The sequence below is a fragment of the Streptomyces sp. NBC_01216 genome (assembly GCF_035994945.1).
Taxonomy (GTDB): domain Bacteria; phylum Actinomycetota; class Actinomycetes; order Streptomycetales; family Streptomycetaceae; genus Streptomyces.
Genome location: NZ_CP108677.1, coordinates 4,849,944 through 4,868,639, shown reverse-complemented (window position 1 = coordinate 4,868,639; position 18,696 = coordinate 4,849,944). Strand labels below are relative to the sequence as shown.

Annotated in this window: 15 protein-coding genes and 1 pseudogene; 11 read left to right on the top strand and 5 right to left on the bottom strand. The window is 72.8% G+C overall.

Translation table 11 applies throughout. The features are described from left to right. Positions 1–165 precede the first annotated feature (165 nt). From OG393_RS21695 to OG393_RS21665, 7 genes are all read left to right on the top strand, one after another. Positions 166–1,518 (top strand): hypothetical protein, encoded by a 1,353-nt coding sequence (locus OG393_RS21695; protein ID WP_442817343.1) that lies wholly within the window; start codon positions 166–168, stop codon positions 1,516–1,518. An 11-nt stretch (positions 1,519–1,529) separates the two neighbouring features. Beyond that, positions 1,530–2,597: a glutamate ABC transporter substrate-binding protein gene (locus tag OG393_RS21690; protein WP_442817342.1), complete on the top strand. Its 1,068-nt coding sequence runs from the start codon at positions 1,530–1,532 to the stop codon at positions 2,595–2,597. Between the two features lie 3 nt (positions 2,598–2,600). After that, on the top strand, positions 2,601–3,899 hold the full coding sequence (locus OG393_RS21685; protein WP_327376335.1) for a hypothetical protein: 1,299 nt from the start codon (positions 2,601–2,603) through the stop codon (positions 3,897–3,899). 68 nt (positions 3,900–3,967) lie between these two features. Beyond that, positions 3,968–6,382: a serine/threonine-protein kinase gene (locus tag OG393_RS21680; RefSeq protein WP_327378505.1), complete on the top strand. Its 2,415-nt coding sequence runs from the start codon at positions 3,968–3,970 to the stop codon at positions 6,380–6,382. A 2-nt stretch (positions 6,383–6,384) separates the two neighbouring features. Next, positions 6,385–7,758, top strand: coding sequence for a PP2C family serine/threonine-protein phosphatase (locus OG393_RS21675; protein WP_327376334.1), 1,374 nt, complete (start codon positions 6,385–6,387; stop codon positions 7,756–7,758). A 119-nt stretch (positions 7,759–7,877) separates the two neighbouring features. Continuing rightward, positions 7,878–9,203: a vWA domain-containing protein gene (locus tag OG393_RS21670; RefSeq protein WP_327376333.1), complete on the top strand. Its 1,326-nt coding sequence runs from the start codon at positions 7,878–7,880 to the stop codon at positions 9,201–9,203. Positions 9,204–9,244: 41 nt separating this feature from the next. After that, a complete protein-coding gene (locus OG393_RS21665) occupies positions 9,245–10,399 on the top strand; it encodes an FHA domain-containing protein (protein WP_327376332.1) in 1,155 nt (384 codons plus the stop codon). A gap of 83 nt (positions 10,400–10,482) precedes the next feature. Here OG393_RS21665 and OG393_RS21660 read toward each other — a convergent pair whose 3' ends face one another. After that, on the bottom strand, positions 10,483–11,457 hold the full coding sequence (locus tag OG393_RS21660) for a methyltransferase domain-containing protein (RefSeq protein WP_327376331.1): 975 nt from the start codon (positions 11,455–11,457) through the stop codon (positions 10,483–10,485). Between the two features lie 163 nt (positions 11,458–11,620). Between OG393_RS21660 and OG393_RS21655 the strand changes: the two genes are divergently transcribed. Both OG393_RS21655 and OG393_RS21650 read left to right on the top strand, forming a co-directional pair. Then, positions 11,621–12,025, top strand: coding sequence for a globin (locus tag OG393_RS21655; protein WP_327376330.1), 405 nt, complete (start codon positions 11,621–11,623; stop codon positions 12,023–12,025). Between the two features lie 23 nt (positions 12,026–12,048). Continuing rightward, positions 12,049–12,453, top strand: a pseudogene (locus OG393_RS21650) (ATP-binding cassette domain-containing protein); the annotation flags it as partial. A 27-nt stretch (positions 12,454–12,480) separates the two neighbouring features. On the opposite strand, the gene OG393_RS21645 reads toward OG393_RS21650, so the two are convergent. From OG393_RS21645 to ettA, 3 genes are read right to left on the bottom strand one after another with little or no spacing between them, the layout of a single operon-like run. Beyond that, complete coding sequence (locus OG393_RS21645) at positions 12,481–13,152, bottom strand: hypothetical protein (protein WP_327376329.1); 672 nt, start codon at positions 13,150–13,152, stop codon at positions 12,481–12,483. Next, positions 13,149–13,574, bottom strand: coding sequence for an acyl-CoA thioesterase (locus OG393_RS21640; RefSeq protein WP_327376328.1), 426 nt, complete (start codon positions 13,572–13,574; stop codon positions 13,149–13,151). Before OG393_RS21640 ends, OG393_RS21645 begins: the two co-directional genes overlap by 4 nt. Before the next feature lie 5 nt (positions 13,575–13,579). Continuing rightward, positions 13,580–15,244: an energy-dependent translational throttle protein EttA gene (gene ettA / locus OG393_RS21635; RefSeq protein ID WP_327376327.1), complete on the bottom strand. Its 1,665-nt coding sequence runs from the start codon at positions 15,242–15,244 to the stop codon at positions 13,580–13,582. A gap of 504 nt (positions 15,245–15,748) precedes the next feature. On the opposite strand from ettA, the gene OG393_RS21630 reads away from it, so the two are divergent. Both OG393_RS21630 and OG393_RS21625 read left to right on the top strand, forming a co-directional pair. Further along, positions 15,749–16,255, top strand: a complete 507-nt coding sequence (locus tag OG393_RS21630) for a sortase (protein WP_327376326.1) — start codon at positions 15,749–15,751, stop codon at positions 16,253–16,255. A gap of 99 nt (positions 16,256–16,354) precedes the next feature. After that, positions 16,355–17,038, top strand: a complete 684-nt coding sequence (locus OG393_RS21625; RefSeq protein ID WP_327376325.1) for a class F sortase — start codon at positions 16,355–16,357, stop codon at positions 17,036–17,038. A 122-nt stretch (positions 17,039–17,160) separates the two neighbouring features. Here OG393_RS21625 and OG393_RS21620 read toward each other — a convergent pair whose 3' ends face one another. Then, on the bottom strand, positions 17,161–18,555 hold the full coding sequence (locus OG393_RS21620; protein WP_327376324.1) for a Cys-Gln thioester bond-forming surface protein: 1,395 nt from the start codon (positions 18,553–18,555) through the stop codon (positions 17,161–17,163). Between the last annotated feature and the right edge of the window lie 141 nt (positions 18,556–18,696).

The window sequence follows — 18,696 nt, the reverse complement described above, 5'->3', positions numbered from 1 at the left end:
AGGGGGATCGGCTGCGGGGGCCGGCGGGGCATGGGGCACGATAGGTACAAGATCGCGCCAATTCCGGTGTGCGAAACGGCCTCTGCGGCCATACTGCTGGCCGGATGGTCGTGCTCCGGACAGCGGAGGGCGAGGGCCGACGTCAGCGACCGAGGGGGAGGTCAAGTGACACCACCGCCGAACGTGCCCATCGCCTCGGTGCCGGCCCCCGGACCGGGTGCCTGGGCCGAGGCGCGGAGCCGCCTGCGCCGGGCCGCCACCACCGAGCCGGGGCGGCTGCGGATCCTGGGGGCCGTACTGGCCCTGGTGGTGGTCGCGTTCGGGACCGTCACCGGCTTCGAGGTCGCGGACCGCGCCGACGCCGCCGACGACGTGGTGAGCCGCAGCCAGCCGCTGAGCGCCGACGCGGCCGACATCTACCGCTCGCTCGCGGACGCCGACACCGCCGCCGCCGGCGCCTTCCTGTCCGGCCCGCAGGAGCCGGCCGACATCCGTGAGCGGTACGCGCGGGACATATCCACGGCCTCACGGCTGCTGGTCGAGGCCGCCGCGAGCACCGACGGTTCCTCGGAGTCGGGCCGCGAGATCGCCACGCTCAACGAGGGGCTCCCCCGCTACACCGGACTCGTCGAGCGCGCGCGGGCCGCCAACCGGCAGGGCCTTCCGCTCGGAGGGGCGTACCTCCGGTACGCGAACCAGCAGATGACCACCCAGCTGCTGCCCGCCGCGCAGCGGCTGTACGACGCGGAGACGGCCCGGCTCCACCGGGACGACGCGGACGCCCGCGACCTGCCCTACGCCTCCCTGGTGCTGGGGCTCGTCGCAGTGGCCGCCCTGGTGTGGGCGCAGCGGCGCGATCAGCGCCTGACGAACCGGGTGTTCAACCAGGGACTGCTCGCGGCCACGGCCGCCTCGGTCGTCGTGCTGCTCTGGCTCGCCACCGCGCACACCCTCGCGCGGTCGGGGCTGACCGAGGCCCAGGAGCACGGGCAGAGCTCTCTCCAGGTACTCAACACGGCCCGGATCAGCTCGCTGAAGGCCCGCGCCAACGAGAACCTCACGCTGGTCGCACGGGGTTCGGTCCTCACCGACGACGGCCTGAACGACAAGTACGAGACGGACTACACCGCCGGCATGGCTGCGCTGACCGGCGCGCTCGACAGGGCCGGGGAGCTGGCCGACGACGAGGAGGGCCGCGGACCGCTGTCCGAGGCCGCTTCCCGCGCGGGTGAGTGGCGGCAGCGTCATCAGGCAGCGCGCGCCATGGACGACGCGGGAGACTACGAGGGCGCGCTGAGCCGGATCATCGGCCCGAAGGAGTCCACCGGGCAGTCCTTCGACCAGATCGACGCGGCGTTGAAGCGGGCCCTGGACCACGAGCAGGCCGAGTTCGGCCGCGCCGCCGAAGGTGGCCGGGACGCGCTGACCGCGCTCCCGCTGGGGGCGGCCGGGCTCGCGGTGCTCGGTGCGGCGGGCATCGTCGTGGGGATCAACCGCAGGCTGTCGGAGTACCGGTGAGAGGGGGCGGGATGCGCTACGGCGTCGACGACGCGGGGAAGGGTGACCCAGTCGGGCCCGCCCGGCGGCCGCTGGCCCGGCCGCGTGGCTGGGGAGGGGTCGCGGCGATGGCCGTGGCCTGCGGTCTGACCGCGGCGCTGACCCTGCTGCCGCTGGCCCATCGCGGTCACGGCGCATCGGCCGCGCCGGCGCCGGGCGGCCTCGGTGTCGCGACGGGTGTACCGGTGCGGGCGGACACCTGCGAGAACCCGGAGGCATCGCTGACGCCGTCCTCGGCCGACGGCCCCTCGATCGCCGCGATCAAGAAGCGCGGCAAGCTCGTGGTGGGCGTCGACCAGTCCAGCTACCGGTGGGGGTACCGGAACCCCGGCAAGCGCACGCTCGAAGGGTTCGACATCGACCTCGCCAGGGCGATCGCGAAGGACATTCTCGGCAGCGAGGACAGCATCGTCTTCCGCGCGATTCCGACCAACCAGCGGATCGCGGCCCTGGAGAGCGGCAAGGTCGACCTCGTGGTGCGCACGATGACGATCAACTGCAAGCGGCTTGAGCAGGTCGCCTTCTCCACGGCCTACTTCCAGGCCGGGCAGCAGGTGCTGGCGCCGAAGCAGGATGCGACGATCCTGGGCTACGGCCCGTCCCTGAAGGGCAAACGGGTCTGTACGGCGGAGGGCTCGACGGCGTACGAGGCGCTGGAGCGGAACTCCTTCGGGGCCGTCTTCAAGGACGAGGGCGACGGCACCAAGGAAGACCGGGACCTCCTCACCGTGCCCAACCAGCTGGACTGTCTGGTCCGCCTCCAGCTCGGCGAGGTCGACGCGGTCGTCACGGACAACGCGCTGGCGGCCGGACAGGCCGCGCAGGACCCGGCGATCGAGCTCAAGGGCGAGCCGTTCACCACCGAGTTCTACGGCGTGGCGGCCCGGCTCGGCAACGACGACCTGGTGCGCCGGGTCAACCAGGTTCTGGTCCGGTACCGGCAGGGCCCCTGGCAGGCGGCGTACGAGAAGTGGCTGAAGGCGGACCTGCCCGGGATATCCGGGCCGCCCGCACCCATGTACAAGCAGAACGAGAGGTGATCGATGGGCGTCACGGGACCCCCCGGTCCGGCAATGGACCGGGACGAGGTGGACCGTGCGCTGGCGCGCCTCGGCGCGGAGCACAAGGCGGTCGAGGATTCGCTGCTCGCCCTCCAGGACCACGCGGGCCGCAGGCTGCTCGAGGGCGCCGAGCTGACGGGGACCACCCGGGAGCGCTGGCAGGCGACCGAGGCATCGATCACCCTGCTGTGGACCTGTTTCGACGCCTATACCGCGGCGCTCTTCTCGGCGCGTGAGCTGCGGGCGCGCCGCCGCTGGTCCAGCCGTGAGGACCTGGTCGAGCTGACCGAGCGGCTGCGTGGCGAGAGCGTCCTGGTGTCCGGTGGGGCCCAGCGGTGCGCCGCGCCGGCCGGCGGGCCGCCCCGGCTCGCCGAACGCTTCACGCTGGAGCGGCTGGTGGGCAGGATGAACGAGCTGTACGCCGCGGCGCTCGACGTCGTCGTGACCGCGGACGCCGTCTGGTCGGCGCTGCCCGCCCGGATAGACCTGCTCGCCGCGGAGCTCGGCCGGACCCGTTCCCTCGCGCACTCCGTCGGGGTGCGGCCGGGGGAGCATCCGGCCGGCGACGAGCTGGAGGAGATCACCGCCGAGCTGGGTGCGCTGCGCTCCGAGGTCGTCACCGATCCGCTGGCCTTCTGGCAGCCCGCCGCGGGCAGTTCGGCACCCGGTGGCGGGCGTCCCGACACCACCCGTTACGACCGCGCGGCCCGTGCCCTGGAGGACATCCGGCGGGAGATCGAGGCGGTGCTGGCGGTCCGGCAGGACTCCGAGGAGCGGCTGCTGCGGCTGCGCGACGTGCTCTCGCGCGCGGACCGGACTCTCGCCGAGGCGAGGGCGGCCCGCGGCGAGGTCCTCGCCAAGATCGCGGCCTCCGAGGTGCCCGCCGTCAGCGGTCCGCCGACGGCCCTCCAGGAGCGGCTCGTGACGGCCGCCGAGTACCGCAGGCACGCCCGGTGGCACCGGCTCTCGCCGCTCCTGGAGTCGCTGGAGCAGGAGGCCGAGGACGAACTGCAGCGGGCACGGGCGTCCTTGACGGCGGTCACGGCGCCGCTCGCGGTCCGCGCCGAGCTGCGCGGCCGGCTGGACGCGTACAAGGCGAAGGTGGCGCGGCTCGGCGCGGCGGAGGACCCGCTGCTGATCGAGCGGTACGACGCGGCGCGCCGGATGCTGTGGAGCGCGCCGTGCGACCTGCGGGTCGCCGAGCAGGCGGTGCTGCGCTATCAGCGGGCAGCGGCGGAGGTTCTGTCCGGGCCTGGAGAGGGCAGGGGAAGTCAGTGGTGAGCGGAGGAGCGGAAGCGTCGGTGGTGGGTACCTGTCAGCGTCCGTCGTGCGAGGGTTCGTACGAGGACATGGGCGGCGGCGAGCTGTACTGCGACACCTGCGGTCTGGCCCCGGTGGTCGCGCCCGGCGGCTTGCTCAGGTCGACGCCGACCGGTCCGGCCTCGGCCGGCGGGGGTTCTTCGGGGTCCGGGTCGTCCCGGTCCTCCTCGCGCGGCTCGTCCCGGTCCTCGCGCTCGTCGACGTCGCGCCGGTCGGTCTCCGGCCGGCTCTCGCGTTCCCTGTCGGGCGGCGGTACCGGGCGCTCGGTCTCGGTACGCAGCTCGGGCTCCTCGACCGGCCAGTCCGGGCGCAACCGGCTGGGCGCCGGGCTGGTGACGATCCCGGAGGTGCCGCGCCCCGATCCGCGGGCCGCCGTGATGGAGAACCCCGAGGTTCCCGAGCGGAAGCGATTCTGCTCGCGTTCCGACTGCGGCGGCCCGGTGGGCCGCGCGCGCGGCGACCGCCCGGGGCGGACCGAGGGGTTCTGCACCACGTGCGGGCATCCGTACTCCTTCGTGCCGAAGCTGCGCGGCGGGGACGTCGTGCACGGTCAGTACGAGGTCGCGGGATGTCTCGCGCACGGCGGTCTCGGCTGGGTCTACCTCGCCGTCGACCGGGCGGTCTCCGACCGCTGGGTCGTCCTCAAGGGCCTGCTGGACACCGGCGACCAGGACGCGATGGCGGCGGCGATCTCCGAGCGCCGCTTCCTCGCGGAGATCGAGCACTCCAACATCGTCCGCATCTACAACTTCGTCGAGCACCTCGACCAGCGCACGGGTTCCCTGGACGGCTACATCGTCATGGAGTACGTCGGTGGCAAGTCGCTCAAGGAGATAGCCAACGACCGGCGGACGCCCGACGGCCGGCGTGATCCGCTGCCGGTGGAACAGGCGTGCGCGTTCGGGATCGAGGCCCTGGAAGCGCTCGGTCATCTGCACAGCCGGAACCTGCTGTACTGCGACTTCAAGGTCGACAACGCGATCCAGACCGAGGACCAGCTCAAGCTGATCGACATGGGCGCCGTGCGGCGGATGGACGACGACGAGTCGGCCATCTACGGCACCGTCGGCTACCAGGCGCCGGAGGTGGCCGAGCTCGGCCCGTCGGTGGCCAGCGACCTGTACACGGTGGCACGCACGCTCGCCGTGCTGGCCTTCGACTTCCAGGGCTACACGAACGTCTTCGCGGACTCCCTGCCGGACCCGGACCACATCGAGGTCTTCCGGACGTACGAGTCCTTCTACCGCTTCCTGGTGCGGGCCACGGACCCCGATCCGTTGCGCCGTTTCGCCTCGGCGCAGGAGATGGCGGAGCAGCTGACGGGCGTGCTGCGGGAGGTCGTCGCCCTGCAGTCGGGGCGGCCTCGCCCGGCGCTCTCGACGCTGTTCGGACCGGAACCGCGTGTGACGGACACGGAGTTGTTCGCGGAGCTGACGGAGGACGTCTCGGTGCTGGGCGCGCGGGAGACGCGCCGCGGCCGTGGGCGCCACCCGGCCGCGGCGGGTCCGGGCGGCCCGTTCCTCACCCCGGTGGACGTGCGGGCCGCCGCGCTGGCTCTGCCCGTGCCGCACGTCGATCCGGGCGACCCCAACGCCGTCTTCCTCGCCGGCCTGATGGCCTCGGCGCCCGCCGAACTGATCAGCGCCCTGCGGTCGGCGCCCGCGCCCTCCCTCGAACTGGGGCTGCGCGAGCTGCGGGCACGTCTGGAGATGGGCGACCTCGGCTCGGCCGGCCGCGCGCTGGCCGCCCTGGAGGAACGGCATCCGGACGACTGGCGGGTGGTCTGGTACCGCGGTGTGGCGTCGCTGGTGAACGGCGACCACGAGAACGCCGCGGTCTCCTTCGACGCGGTCTACGACGCCTTCCCCGGAGAGCCCGCGCCCAAGCTGGCGCTGGGCATCTGCGCCGAGGTGCTGGCCCAGCAGGACAACGCCGCCGAGTACTACCACCTGGTGTGGGCGACCGATCCGGGGTACGTCAGCGCCGCGTTCGGGCTCGCCCGGGTGCGGCTGGCCGCCGGCGACCGCACCGGGGCCGTCCTGACCCTGGAGTCCGTGCCGGAGGCGTCCATCCACTACACCGCGGCGCGGGTCGCGGCGGTGCGGGCCAGGCTGCGGCGGCGCCCGGCGAACGACCCGCTCGGCCGGGACCTCACGGCTGCCGCGGCCCAGGTCGCCGCGCTCCGGGGCTTCGGCCTGGACGCGGTCCGCCGGGAGCGTTTGTCGGCGGAGGTCCTCGGCACGGCGCTCGACTGGGTACTCTCCGGGAGTCCCGGTGCGGGGCCGGACGATGCCCGGCTGCTCGGCAGTGAACTGGACGAGCGCGGACTGCGCTTCGGCCTCGAACGCTCGTACCGGGTGCTCGCCCGGCTCGCCCAGCGGGGCGAGGAGAGGATCGAACTGGTGGAGCGGGCCAACCGTCTCCGCCCCCGGACGTGGGTGTGAGTATGTCCCAGATGCCGCAGCACGATCACTCCGCCTGCCCCGGCTGCGCGGAACCGCTGGATTCGGGTGACCGGTTCTGCGGGGCGTGCGGTCACGACCTGTCGGCCGTCCCGGCGGAGCCGGACCGTCCGACGCTCGCGATCGGCACTCCCGTCGACTGGCCGGAGGCGCCGCCCCGCGATCCGGGGGCCCTGTCCACCGCGACCCAGCACCCGGGCGACCTTCCGGGCACGGACTCCGGGGGCCGCGATCTGACGGCGACGGCTGCGGGCAGCGGTGCCGGCGCGGCGCACGCGGGCGTCCCGGCCCAGGCGTCCGCTCCCCCGGCGCCGGTTGCCTCGGAGGACGGGGACTTCACGCTCGCCGCCCCCGACCCGCGCGCCCCCGGCCCGCGCGCCGCCGACCCGCGCGCCGCCGACCCGCGCGCCGCCGATCCGGCGTCGCCTGCCGGGACGAAGGTCTGCGTCGCCTGCCGGGCCGGACGGGTGGACGCCGACGGCTACTGCGAGAACTGCGGGCACGCACAGCCCCGCGAGCGGGACCACATGGAGCAGGAGCTGACCACGGTGGCCGCCGTCAGCGACCGGGGACTGCGCCACCACCGCAACGAGGACGCGTTCGCCGTCGCCTCCACCGAGCTGGCCGACGGCTCCCCGGCCTCGCTCGCGATCGTCTGTGACGGGGTCTCCTCGGCGACCCGTCCCGACGAGGCGTCCGCCGCCGCCGCGGACGCGGCGGGCCGTTCGCTGCTGGCCGCCCTGTCCCGGGGCATCCACCCGCAGCAGGCCATGCACGAGGCGATCGTCGCGGCGGCGGCGGCGGTCGACGCCCTGGCCGGGGAGCCGGCCCAGGGAGCCATGGAGCACGATCCGCACCGCCATCAGAACGCCCCGGCCTGCACGATCGTCGGTGCGGTCGTCGCCGACGGGCTGCTGATCGTCGGCTGGATCGGCGACAGCCGTGCCTACTGGGTTCCCGACGACCGCACCGCCCCTCCGGCCCGGCTCACCCAGGACGACTCGTGGGCGGCCCAGATGGTCTCCGCGGGCCTGATGAACGAGGCACAGGCGTACGCGGACGAGCGCGCCCACGCCATCACCGGCTGGCTGGGCGCCGACGCCTACGAACTGGAGCCGCACACCGCCGCGTTCAAACCGGACCGGTCCGGGGTGGTCGTGGTGTGCACCGACGGGCTGTGGAACTACGCGGAGGCCGCGGAGGACATGGCCCGCGTGGTGCCGGCGGACGCCGGAGGACGGCTGCTGCACGGCGCGCAGGTGCTGGTGGGGCACGCCCTGGACGGTGGGGGCCACGACAACGTAACAGTGGCGCTGCTGCCGTTCACCCTCGCGCCCGAAGGGGCAGGATCGGCCTGAAAGCCACCCTCGCCCCGCCGTCGTACGCCGTAGTCCGACCCCTTCCTTGTCCCCCGCCGTTCCGTGACCCGTCGCCGCGGCGCGCCGCCGCCACGCTGTTGCCGAGGAGCCCGAACCCGATGGCGAACTTCTCCAAGTCGAACGTCCCCCCGTTCTCGGTGGAGGTGTACCAGAACGAGTTCCTGCCCGAGGGCGGGCGCGAGGTCAGCGCGATCGTCACGGTCACCGCGACCGGGGGCGGGACGAGCGGTGGCGCGACGGGGGACGGCGGGAGCGCTCTCGCCGTGGTGATCATGGTCGACTGTTCCGGCTCGATGGACTACCCGCCGGCGAAGATGCGGGGAGCCCGGGACGCGACCGCCGCCGCAGTCGACTCCCTGCGCGACGGCACCTCCTTCTCCGTGGTCGCCGGTACCCACGTGGCCACCGAGGTCTACCCGGGCAACGGCCGCCTGGCCGTCGCCGACGCGCGGACCCGGGCCCAGGCCAAGGAAGCGCTGCGGCGGCTGAACGCCGGCGGCGGGACGGCGATCGGCACCTGGCTGCGGCTCGCGGACCGGCTGCTGGCCTCCGCGGACGCGCCGATCCGGCACGGCATCCTGCTGACCGACGGCCGCAACGAACACGAGGCACCGGAGGATCTGCGGGCCGCGCTCGACGCCTGCGCCGGCCGTTTCACCTGCGACGCGCGCGGTGTGGGCACGGACTGGAGGGTCGAGGAGGTGACCGGCATCGCCTCCGCGCTGCTGGGCACCGCCGACATCGTCGCCGACCCCGGCGCCCTGGCCGAGGACTTCACCTCGATGACGGGGAACGCCATGGGAAAGGAGGTCGCGGACGTCGCGCTGCGCCTGTGGACCCCGGTCGGCGTGGAGATCCAGTTCGTGAAGCAGGTGGCGCCTGCGGTGGAGGAGCTGACGGGCCGGCGCACCGAGGCGGGGCCCCGGGCGGGCGACTACCCGACCGGCTCGTGGGGCGACGAGTCCCGCGACTACCACGTCCGCGTCCGTGTTCCGCAGGCGGCGATCGGGCAGGAGATGCTCGCCGCCCGGGTCTCGCTGATCGTTCCGGACCCGTCGGGCGGCGCCCCTCGGTCGCTCGCGCAGGGCCTGGTGCGGGCGGTGTGGACGGACGACATGGCCATGTCCACGTCCATCAGTCCGCAGGTCGCGCACTACACCGGCCAGGCCGAACTGGCCCAGGCCATCCGGCAGGGTCTGGACGCCCGCAAGTCCGGCGACCACCACGCGGCGACCGCCAGACTGGGCCGCGCGGTCCAGCTGGCAGCGGCCTCGGGCAACACGGACACCGCGAAACTCCTTTCGAAGGTGGTGGACGTCGTCGACGCGGCGACCGGTACTGTGCGGTTGAAGGCGAAGGTCGCGGAGGCGGACGAGATGACTCTCGAGACCCGGTCCACCAAGACGGTTCGCGTGAAGAAGTAGCCCGGCCAGGGGGCCGGACGAGGAGAGGGGGAAGCACCGACATGCCGACCTGCCCGAACGGACACCAGTCGGTCTCCGACGACTGGTGCGAGGTCTGCGGCCACCGCATGGCCGGGGCGGGTGCGCCGGCGGGTGCCGTACCGCCGCCTCCCCCCGCGTACGGCTACCCCGGTCCGGGCGGTCCCGGGGCGCCCCCGCAGGCCCCCTCCGGATTCGGCCCCGGAGACGACCCGAACGCGACCGCCCAGGCCGAACTCTGCCCGCAGTGCCGCACCCCGCGCGAGCACATGGCGCCGTTCTGCGAGGAGTGCCGCTGGAACTTCCTCACGAACACGGCGACCTCCTACACGCCGGTCGCTCCCCCCTCGCAGCAGCAGAGCCCGCCGCCCGGTCTGAACCTGCCGCCCGGTTTCCAGTCGCCGCCACGTCCGCCGGACCCGTACGAGTACCACGGTTCCCGTCCCTCCCAGGTGAACCGTCCGGCGGAGCCTCTCTCGGCCGACCCCACGCACCAGCAGGCGCCGCCCCAGCGCCCGCCGGAGCAGCAGCACACGCCGCAGGGCGGACAGCCGCCGCAGGAGTTCCGGCAGGGTCCGCCGCCGTCGTTCTTCCAGAACCCGTCGGCCCCGCCCCCGCGGCAGCAGTCCGCGCCGCCACAGCACCAGACCTCCGGTGGCGGTGGCGACGACTGGATGCTGCCGCCGCCCTCCCGGTCCCAGGCCCCGGCCGCGCCCGCCCCGATGCCTCAGCAGCACGCGCCCCAGCAGCAGTACCAGCAGCCCCGCCCGCCCGCGGTCTGGTCGGCGTACATCGGTCCGGACCGCGACTACTTCATGGCGATGATGCAGCGCAGCGGTCCGGAGGCTTCGGGCCTGAACCTGCCCGCGTACTCCCCGGAGAAGCAGCTGACGCTGCAGGGCCACCAGGTCAGTATCGGGCGCCGTCGGCACTCCACCGGCGAGTCCCCCGACATCGACCTGTCGATACCCCCGGAGGACCCGGGCGTCTCGCACCAGCACGCCGTGCTGGTGCGACAGCCGGACGGCTCGTGGGCGGTGGTGGACCAGAACTCGACCAACGGCACCACGCTCAACGGCGCCGAGGAACCGATCCAGCCCTACGTCCCCGTCCCGCTCCAGGACGGGGACCGGGTACACGTCGGTGCCTGGACCACGATCACGATCCGCCGCGGCTGAGAGCCTGTCCGGCGGCCTCTGGCCGGTCGGTCACGCCCTGGCACGCACGCTGACGGCGTTGCCGGGATGCCCCGGGACCTCGTTCAGAGGTCCGGCAGCGGCCAGGCGTAGGGCCCCTCCGGGTCGTCCAGCCAGGCCCACTGCCGGCCCTCCCGGACGGTCACCCCGAAGCGCTCCCGCTCCGGCCGCCGCTCGCGCTGCCAGAGCGAGAGTGCTTCACGCGTGTCCAGGCTCTCCGCGGCCAGCGTGCGCAGGAAGCGGAAACCGCCGTCATCGAAGATCTGCCGGGGAACCCCGGTCGCCCGTGACCTGACCGTGCGGGCGCCGCCGCCCCGCAGCCCGACGAAGTACGCCGAGGTGGCGAGGAACCGCCCCTCCGCGTGCTCGGCGTCCCGGACCCGGAGCAGGATCAGCCCGGTGGACAGCGGTGCCAGGACGAGAGCGCCGGGGCGGCACTGGCCGAGCCAGCCGCAGGGCACCGACGGCAGCGCGCAGGTGGCGACGATCCGATCGAAGGGAGCGCGCTCGGCACAGCCCCGGGCTCCGTCGCGGGTGAGCACCGTGGGCCGGTGACCGGCGGCGGCGAGATGGGCCCGGGCGGACTCGGTGATCTCGTCGTCGAGATCGAGGGTGGTCACGCGCTCGTCCCCCAGCCGGTGGGCGAGGAGGGCCGCGTTGTAGCCGGTGCCCGCGCCGATCTCCAGGACGTCGTGCCCGTCCCGAGTCTCCAGCGCCTCCAGCATCCGGGACATCAGGGAGGGCTGGCTGGCGGAGGAGACCAGCTCCCCGTCCCGTACCCGGGTGGCCAGCGGTCTGTCCTGGTAGGCCCCGCGCAGCCAGCGGTCGCGCCGCCCGGGGTCGGGGTCACCGGACCAGACGCGCTCGTAGCCGCGAACCCCCGGCACGTAGTAGTACGGCACGAACAGATGGCGCGGCACCGCACCGAACGCATCGCGCCAGGCGGGGTCGCGCAGCGCTCCGGACGACTCCAGCTCCCGGACGAGGGCCTCTCGCGCCCGCTCGCCCGATGAGGCGAACACATCCACCTGTGCGGCCATGACTCCACTGTCCTGCGCGCCGGGCCGCGGGGCGAGTGCCGTGCGACGGGGCGACGGGAGCGCCGGACCCGGCGGGCCCGCGCGGACGGCGCCGGGAGGAGGCCCGCTGCCGGTGATCCCAGGACCGCCGGACCCGGCACCGGGCATCTGAGACGATGGAACGGTGAACGAGATTCCGCGCGGCACGCTTCAGGAGCAGACCTTCTACGAGCAGGTGGGTGGCGAGGAGACTTTCCGGCGCCTCGTCCGCCGTTTCTACCAGGGAGTCGCGGAGGACCCCCTGCTGCGCCCGATGTATCCCGAGGAGGACCTCGGCCCCGCGGAGGAGCGCCTGGTGCTCTTCCTGATCCAGTACTGGGGCGGGCCCCGCACCTACAGCGACCACCGCGGGCACCCGAGGCTGCGAATGCGCCACGCCCCGTTCACCGTCGACCGGGCGGCGCACGACGCCTGGCTGCGTCACATGCGCGACGCCGTGGACGGACTGGGCCTCGCGCCCGAGCACGAGCGCCAGCTGTGGAAGTACCTCACGTACGCGGCGGCGTCGATGGTGAACACCGCCGACTGATCCCCGGGCCGGACGGGCCGGGGACCGGCGGCCAGCAGCAGCGGGTCGCGATCGCGGTCGCGCTGGCCAACGCGCCGTCCGTGCTCCTCGCGGACGAACCGACCGGAGAGCTGGACTCGTCGACGGGCGAGCAGGTCTTCGCCGCGTTCCGGCGGGCCAACGAGGAGCCGGGCACGACGATCGTGATCGTCACCCACGACCAGGCGGTCGCCTCTGAGGTCCGCCGCACGGTCGCCATCCGGGACGGCCGCACCTCGTCCGAGGTGTTGCGCCGTACGGGGGTCGACGCGGCGGGCCGGGAGTCGCTGGTGGCGCGGGAGTACGCGATGCTCGACCGGGCGGGGCGGCTTCAGCTGCCGGCGGAGTACACGGAGGCGCTGCGCATGGTCCCGGGTTCCTGGGTGCTGGTCAGATGTGCCTGGCCTTGAGGGCTCTGGTCCGATCGCAGGTGCCGGTCAGTGTCCCGGGCGCGCGGTCGGGGTGACCGAGAGGGCGGGTACGGCCGCACGGATCGCGATGGACCCGTACGGCGTCCGCAGCCGCAGCCAGGGGCCCGCGGCGAGCAGTGCCACCGGCACCTCGGGGGCGGGCGGCAGGAAGCCGAGCGACTGCGCGGCGTGCACGCCCCGCAGCGGCAGGCCGGTGCCCGCCACCGTACGGGACCAGATCTCGCGGCCGATGCGGTCCCGCTCGGCGCGGGTCCGGTGCTCCGGCGGCAGTTCCTCGTCCCGTGTCCGGAACTCCGCGACGGCCGCGGTCACCGCGGCGCGGAGCTCCGCGCCGCCGGGCAGTCCGGAGACCGGCCGCCAGCCGCCGCGTGGCGGCAGGACACCGGCCCACGGAGGTCCGGTGACGGCGTCCGGGACGACGGCCTTGCCGGCCGACTCCTCGATGCCTTCGAGGAGTTCGCCCGCCGACACGGTGACGTCCAGGTCGGCCTCGTCCTCCAGACGCGCGGTCCGGATGGCCAGCACCTCGAACGACGGCGGCCGGCCGAACACGGCCAGTGCGCCGCCGCCCGCCTGGAGCCGTACGGCGGCGGCCCGGTCGTAGCGCAGCAACCGGCCCAGGAAGGCGGCGAGGTCCGCCGCCTCCCTGGCGTCGGCGAAGTGCAGCGGTGCGATCATGCGGCGGAGCTCATCCCGTCGTCCATGTACTCCTCCAGGAAGGAGCGCTCCTCGGCGGAGATCCGGCGCGGTCGCTGGGTGGCGAGGTCGAAGGGCACGACGATCGTCGACGCCCGGACGTACACCGTCTCGGGGTCCTTGATCTCGTACGCGATCGTCAGCGACGCCGCTCCCATCTTCGTCACCCACGACTCGATGGTGACCGGTTCGTGCCGGTGCACCAGGGGCCGTATGTAGTCGATCTCGTGACGGGCCACGACGGACCCGCCCGAGAAGGACGGCGAGCCGTCCCCGGGTGCCAGCCGGAACATGAAGTCGATCCGCGCCTCCTCCAGGTACCGGAGGAAGACGACGTTGTTGACGTGCCCGAAGGCGTCCATGTCCGACCAGCGGAGGGGACAGTTGTAGATGTGCCTGGTCACTGACCTCAGCCTCGGGTCAGCTTCTTGTACGTGGCACGGTGCGGACGCGCCGCGTCCGGGCCGAGGCGCTCGATCTTGTTCTTCTCGTAGGACTCGAAGTTGCCCTCGAACCAGAACCACTTCGAGTCACCCTCGTACGCCAGGATGTGCGTGGCGACCCGGTCCAGGAACCAGCGGTCGTGGGAGACGACCACGGCCGCGCCCGGGAACTCGAGGAGCGCGTTCTCGAGGGAGGAGAGGGTCTCGACGTCGAGGTCGTTGGTCGGCTCGTCGAGGAGCAGCAGGTTGCCGCCCTGCTTGAGGGTGAGCGCGAGGTTCAGGCGGTTGCGCTCACCGCCGGACAGGACGCCGGCCGGCTTCTGCTGGTCCGGGCCCTTGAAGCCGAACGCGGAGACGTAGGCGCGCGAGGGCATCTCGACGTGGCCGACGTTGATGTAGTCCAGCTCGTCGGAGACGACGGCCCACAGCGTCTTCTTGGGGTCGATGTTGGCGCGGCTCTGGTCGACGTACGAGATCTTGACCGTGTCGCCGACCTTGATCGAACCGTTGTCGGGGGTCTCGAGGCCCTGGATCATCTTGAACAGCGTGGTCTTGCCGGCGCCGTTCGGGCCGATGACTCCGACGATGCCGTTACGCGGCAACGTGAACGACAGGTCGTCGATGAGGACCTTCTCGCCGAATGCCTTCGAGAGGTTCTCGACCTCGACGACGATGGAGCCCAGACGCGGGCCCGGCGGGATCTGGATCTCCTCGAAGTCCAGCTTCCGCATCTTGTCGGCCTCGGCCGCCATCTCCTCGTAACGCGCGAGACGGGCCTTGGACTTGGCCTGACGGCCCTTGGCGTTGGAGCGGACCCACTCCAGCTCCTCCTTCAGACGCTTGGCACGCTTGGCGTCCTTCTGGCCCTCGACCTTGAGGCGGGTCGCCTTGGTGTCGAGGTAGGTGGAGTAGTTGCCCTCGTAGGGGTGGGCGCGACCGCGGTCGAGCTCCAGGATCCACTCGGCGACGTTGTCGAGGAAGTACCGGTCGTGGGTGACGGCGACGACGGTGCCGGGGTACTTGGCCAGGTGCTGCTCCAGCCACTGCACGGACTCGGCGTCCAGGTGGTTGGTGGGCTCGTCGAGGAGCAGCAGGTCGGGAGCCTCCAGGAGCAGCTTGCAGAGAGCCACGCGGCGCTTCTCACCACCGGAGAGGTTGGTGACCGCCCAGTCGCCGGGCGGGCAGCCCAGCGCGTCCATGGCCTGCTCCAGCTGGGCGTCGAGGTCCCAGGCGTTGGCGTGGTCCAGGTCCTCCTGGAGCTTGCCCATCTCCTCCATCAGCGCGTCGGAGTAGTCGGTCGCCATGAGCTCGGCGACCTCGTTGAAGCGCTTCAGCTTCCCCATGACCTCGGCGGCACCGTCCTGGACGTTCTCCAGCACGGTCTTGGACTCGTCGAGCGGGGGCTCCTGGAGGAGCATGCCGACGGTGTAGCCGGGCGACAGGAACGCGTCACCGTTGGACGGCTGCTCCAGGCCGGCCATGATCTTGAGGACGGTGGACTTACCGGCACCGTTAGGGCCGACCACACCGATCTTCGCACCGGGCAGGAAGCTCAGCGTCACGTCATCGAGGATGACCTTGTCGCCGTGCGCCTTGCGCGCCTTGCGCATCGTGTAGATGTACTCAGCCAAGAGAAACCGTCCGGCAAAGAGTGAGTGGGCAGATACACCCCATCTTGCCTGACCGCCACCCCTGGGAGCGAACCAGTGGGTGAGGGCCCCGCTGACCTGGGGCTTCCCAGGGCCTCCTGGTAGCCGGCCCGTCGCTTTCGGTCGCCACCGGTCACCCCGGGCCTCTCGCACGGCCCCGGGCGGCCCGGTGCCCCCGCGAACCGCGTGCCGGCGGCGCTCCTCCTCACCGCTGCGCTCCGGCACCCCCTCGACGGGCGCACGATCGGCTGACGCGGCCACTAGCCCGTTCGTACGCGCCGTCGGCGGGCGGTCGCCGCGGCGGCGGCGCCACGGCTACCTGCGGCAACGGGCAGCGGGGTGACGATCTTGGACCCGTGCGGGTGACCCGGGCGGGCGTCTCTCGCGTTGCGGCGAGCGGGGGCCGGTTATTGCCTCGTGCACGGAGCACAGCACAGGCGCCGCGCACACCGGCCGGCCGAGAAGGCTCCCCCGAAGGAGAGAAGCATGCGTCTCGCACACGCACGTCACACAGGTCTGCAGGCCGCCCTGATCGTGGGCGCTCTCGCGTTGTCCTCACCGGCCGCCATGGCCGCCGGTGAGGGGGGCGGGGACGTCCGCGTCAGTCCGGGCAAGACGTCCCCGGGAAGCACCGTCACCGTCACCACCACCGCCTGCGGCAAGGAGACCTACGGGAAGGGCGAGTCGGAGGCGGGCGGGAAGTTCCACCTCTTCGCCGGCGACCGCAAGGGCGTGCTGGTGGGCGAGTTCCGGCTGCCGGGCGACGCGCCGTCCGGGACCGACACCGTGACGGTCAAGTGCCCGCCGCGCGTCCAGCTGACGGCCACGTACCGGATCTCGGATCGCCCGAGTGGCGCCGTCGACGCCGGTTTCGGCGGTGCCGCCGCCCAGCGCACCCAGCTCGCCGTGGGCGGACTGCTGCTCGCCGGGGCCGTCGCCGGCGGGGTGGTCCGGGCGCGCCGCCGTTCCGCGGCCTCCGGGACCCCGGCCTGACCGTCCGTCCGCCGGCCGGCCCCGGTGTTCCTCACAAGGGACGGCGGGGCCGAAGCCCGGCGGGCTCCGTGTCCGCCACCGAGCAAAGGCGTCCTCACGATGGAACGAGACCGGGGGACGAACACCGGCCGCGCCCCGGTGCGCCGTGTCCCCACCTTCAAGACGCTCGCCTGGACCGCGCTCCTCGGAGCGCTGCTGATGGCGAACGCGCTGCGCGATCCCGCGCCCCCGCAGCCCGCCTCGGCCCTGGCCGGCGGGCCCGCCGCGCGGCCCGCTCTGCCGCTCGCTCCGCCGCCCGCCGCGACGCGTCGCCCGCCTGCCGCGCTGCCGCCGTCGGACCCGGTGCGGATCGTGATCCCCGCCGCCGCGATCGACGCGCCGCTGACGGGTCTGGAGCTCGACGCGACGGGGACGCTGGTACCGCCGCCCGCGACGAAGCCCGACCTGGCCGGCTGGTACGCCGACGGAACCTCACCCGGCGCGGTGGGCACGGCCGTCATCGCAGGACACGTGGACACCCCGAACGGTCCGGCCGTGTTCTACCAGCTCGGCGCCCTGACCCAGGGGGCTCAGATCTCGGTCGTCCGCAAAGACGGGCGCACGGCCCGGTTCACCGTGGACGCCGTGGAGGTCTACGCGAAGGACCGCTTCCCCGACAAGAAGGTCTACGGCGGTTCCGACCGGCCGGAGCTGCGTCTGATCACCTGTGGCGGCAGCTGGTCCAAGAAGACCGGCTATCAGGCCAACACCGTCGTCTACGCGACGCTGAGCGGGGTGACCTGACCCGTCGTCCTCAGGGGGACGGTGCCGTGCGCCCGGGTACGGCGACGGCCCCGGTGCGTGTCGCGCACCGGGGCCGTCGGTGACACGGGACGAGCCCGTGTCGACTGCCGTTCCGCGGGGCCTTACTGACCCACGGCCTTCTTCCGGCGGAGGAAGAACACCGCGCCGCCACCGAGCACCACGAGGACGACGGCGATGCCGGCGATCATCGGGGTGGCGCTGGAGCTACCGGTCTCGGCGAGGTCGCCGCCGGTGGTGTTGCCGCCGGCCGTGGCCGGGGAGGGGGAGTCCGAGGGCTCGGGCGTCTCGGGGGTCTCGGACGGGAGCGGGCCCGGGGTGGCCGTCTCGCAGTCCAGGACGCCCTTGAAGTTCTTCTCGAAGCCGTTCGGGCCGGTGATCGTGAAGTCGTACGCCTCGTCCTCGGCGACCGGGATCGTCACGGTCTTCGACTGGCCGGCGGGGATCGTGTACTTCTCGCCCTTGAGCTCGAAGACGAAGTCCTCGTCGCCCTCGTTGGAGGCCGTGATGTCCACGCCGCCCTTGGCGCAGTTCTTCTCGGCCGAGACGGCCGGGATCGGGCCCTTCGTGGCCCACGTCGCGGACGCCTTGGCCGCGACGGTGGAGGTGCTGGTGCCGGCCAGGATCAGCGTCTGGCTCTTCACCTTGGTGGAGACGAAGGCGCGGCCGATCGGGACGGTGGTGTCGGCCTTCACGTCGATCTCGGCGGCGCCGTCGGCGGTGCCGCCGGGGACGTCGAGGAAGAGCTGGTCGCCGTTGGCGGCGTCGGAGACGACCTTGCCGTCCTTGTCGACGATCTTCACACCGGCCGGGGCGCCGGGGGCGAGGGAGACGGTGGCCTTCTCGGCGTTGGTGTCGACCGTGATCGGGCCGAGGCGCTCACCGGCCTTGCCCGCGACGGAGGAGGGGCTCAGGCTCAGGGACGCCTTCGGCTCCTCGAGGTTCTTGGCCTTCTTCTCCAGGTACTTCGTCAGCTTCTTCGCGTCGGCGTCGACCGGCATGGCCTCGACGTCGTCGGAGAAGTGCCAGATCGCGGCCTGGGTGGCGGCGGCGGCCGTCTTCTCGGTCAGGCTCGCGGCACCGACCTTCTTGGCCAGCGCGTCCAGGTCGTTGACCTGCGGGTAGGAGTTCTGCAGAATCCAGCGGATCTTGCCGGCGTCCTTGTTGTCGTGCAGGGAGGACTGGTCCCAGCCGACTTCCTTGTATTCCTCGCCCGTCTTGGCGCCGGTGTACAGGTCGATGCAGTAGGTCTGGATGGACCCACCGGGCGTGACCTGCATCTCGAACAGACCTGCCGAGATCGCTCGCTCACGACCCTTGATCTTGACCTTGTCGTAGATCTTCAGATCACCGAGGGTCGCGGTGGCACCGCCGGTGCCCTCCGGCGTCTCGTCGGCCACCGCGGGACCCGCGACGGCTATCGCACCGGCCGCGACGAGGCCGGTGACGGCAGTCGCGGCGGCAAGGCGGGCAATGCCGCGCCTCCGAACAGAAAACATGGATTTCCCCTCCGGGCGAGCTGCTCCGCGTCAAGGTCGTGACGCGTGTGGGGAGCGCATCGCCGCAGACTCACAGACCCGATGTACTCAAGTGCCGCATGAGTATTCGGGAATACTAGGGACGGGAGAGGTCGGAGTGCC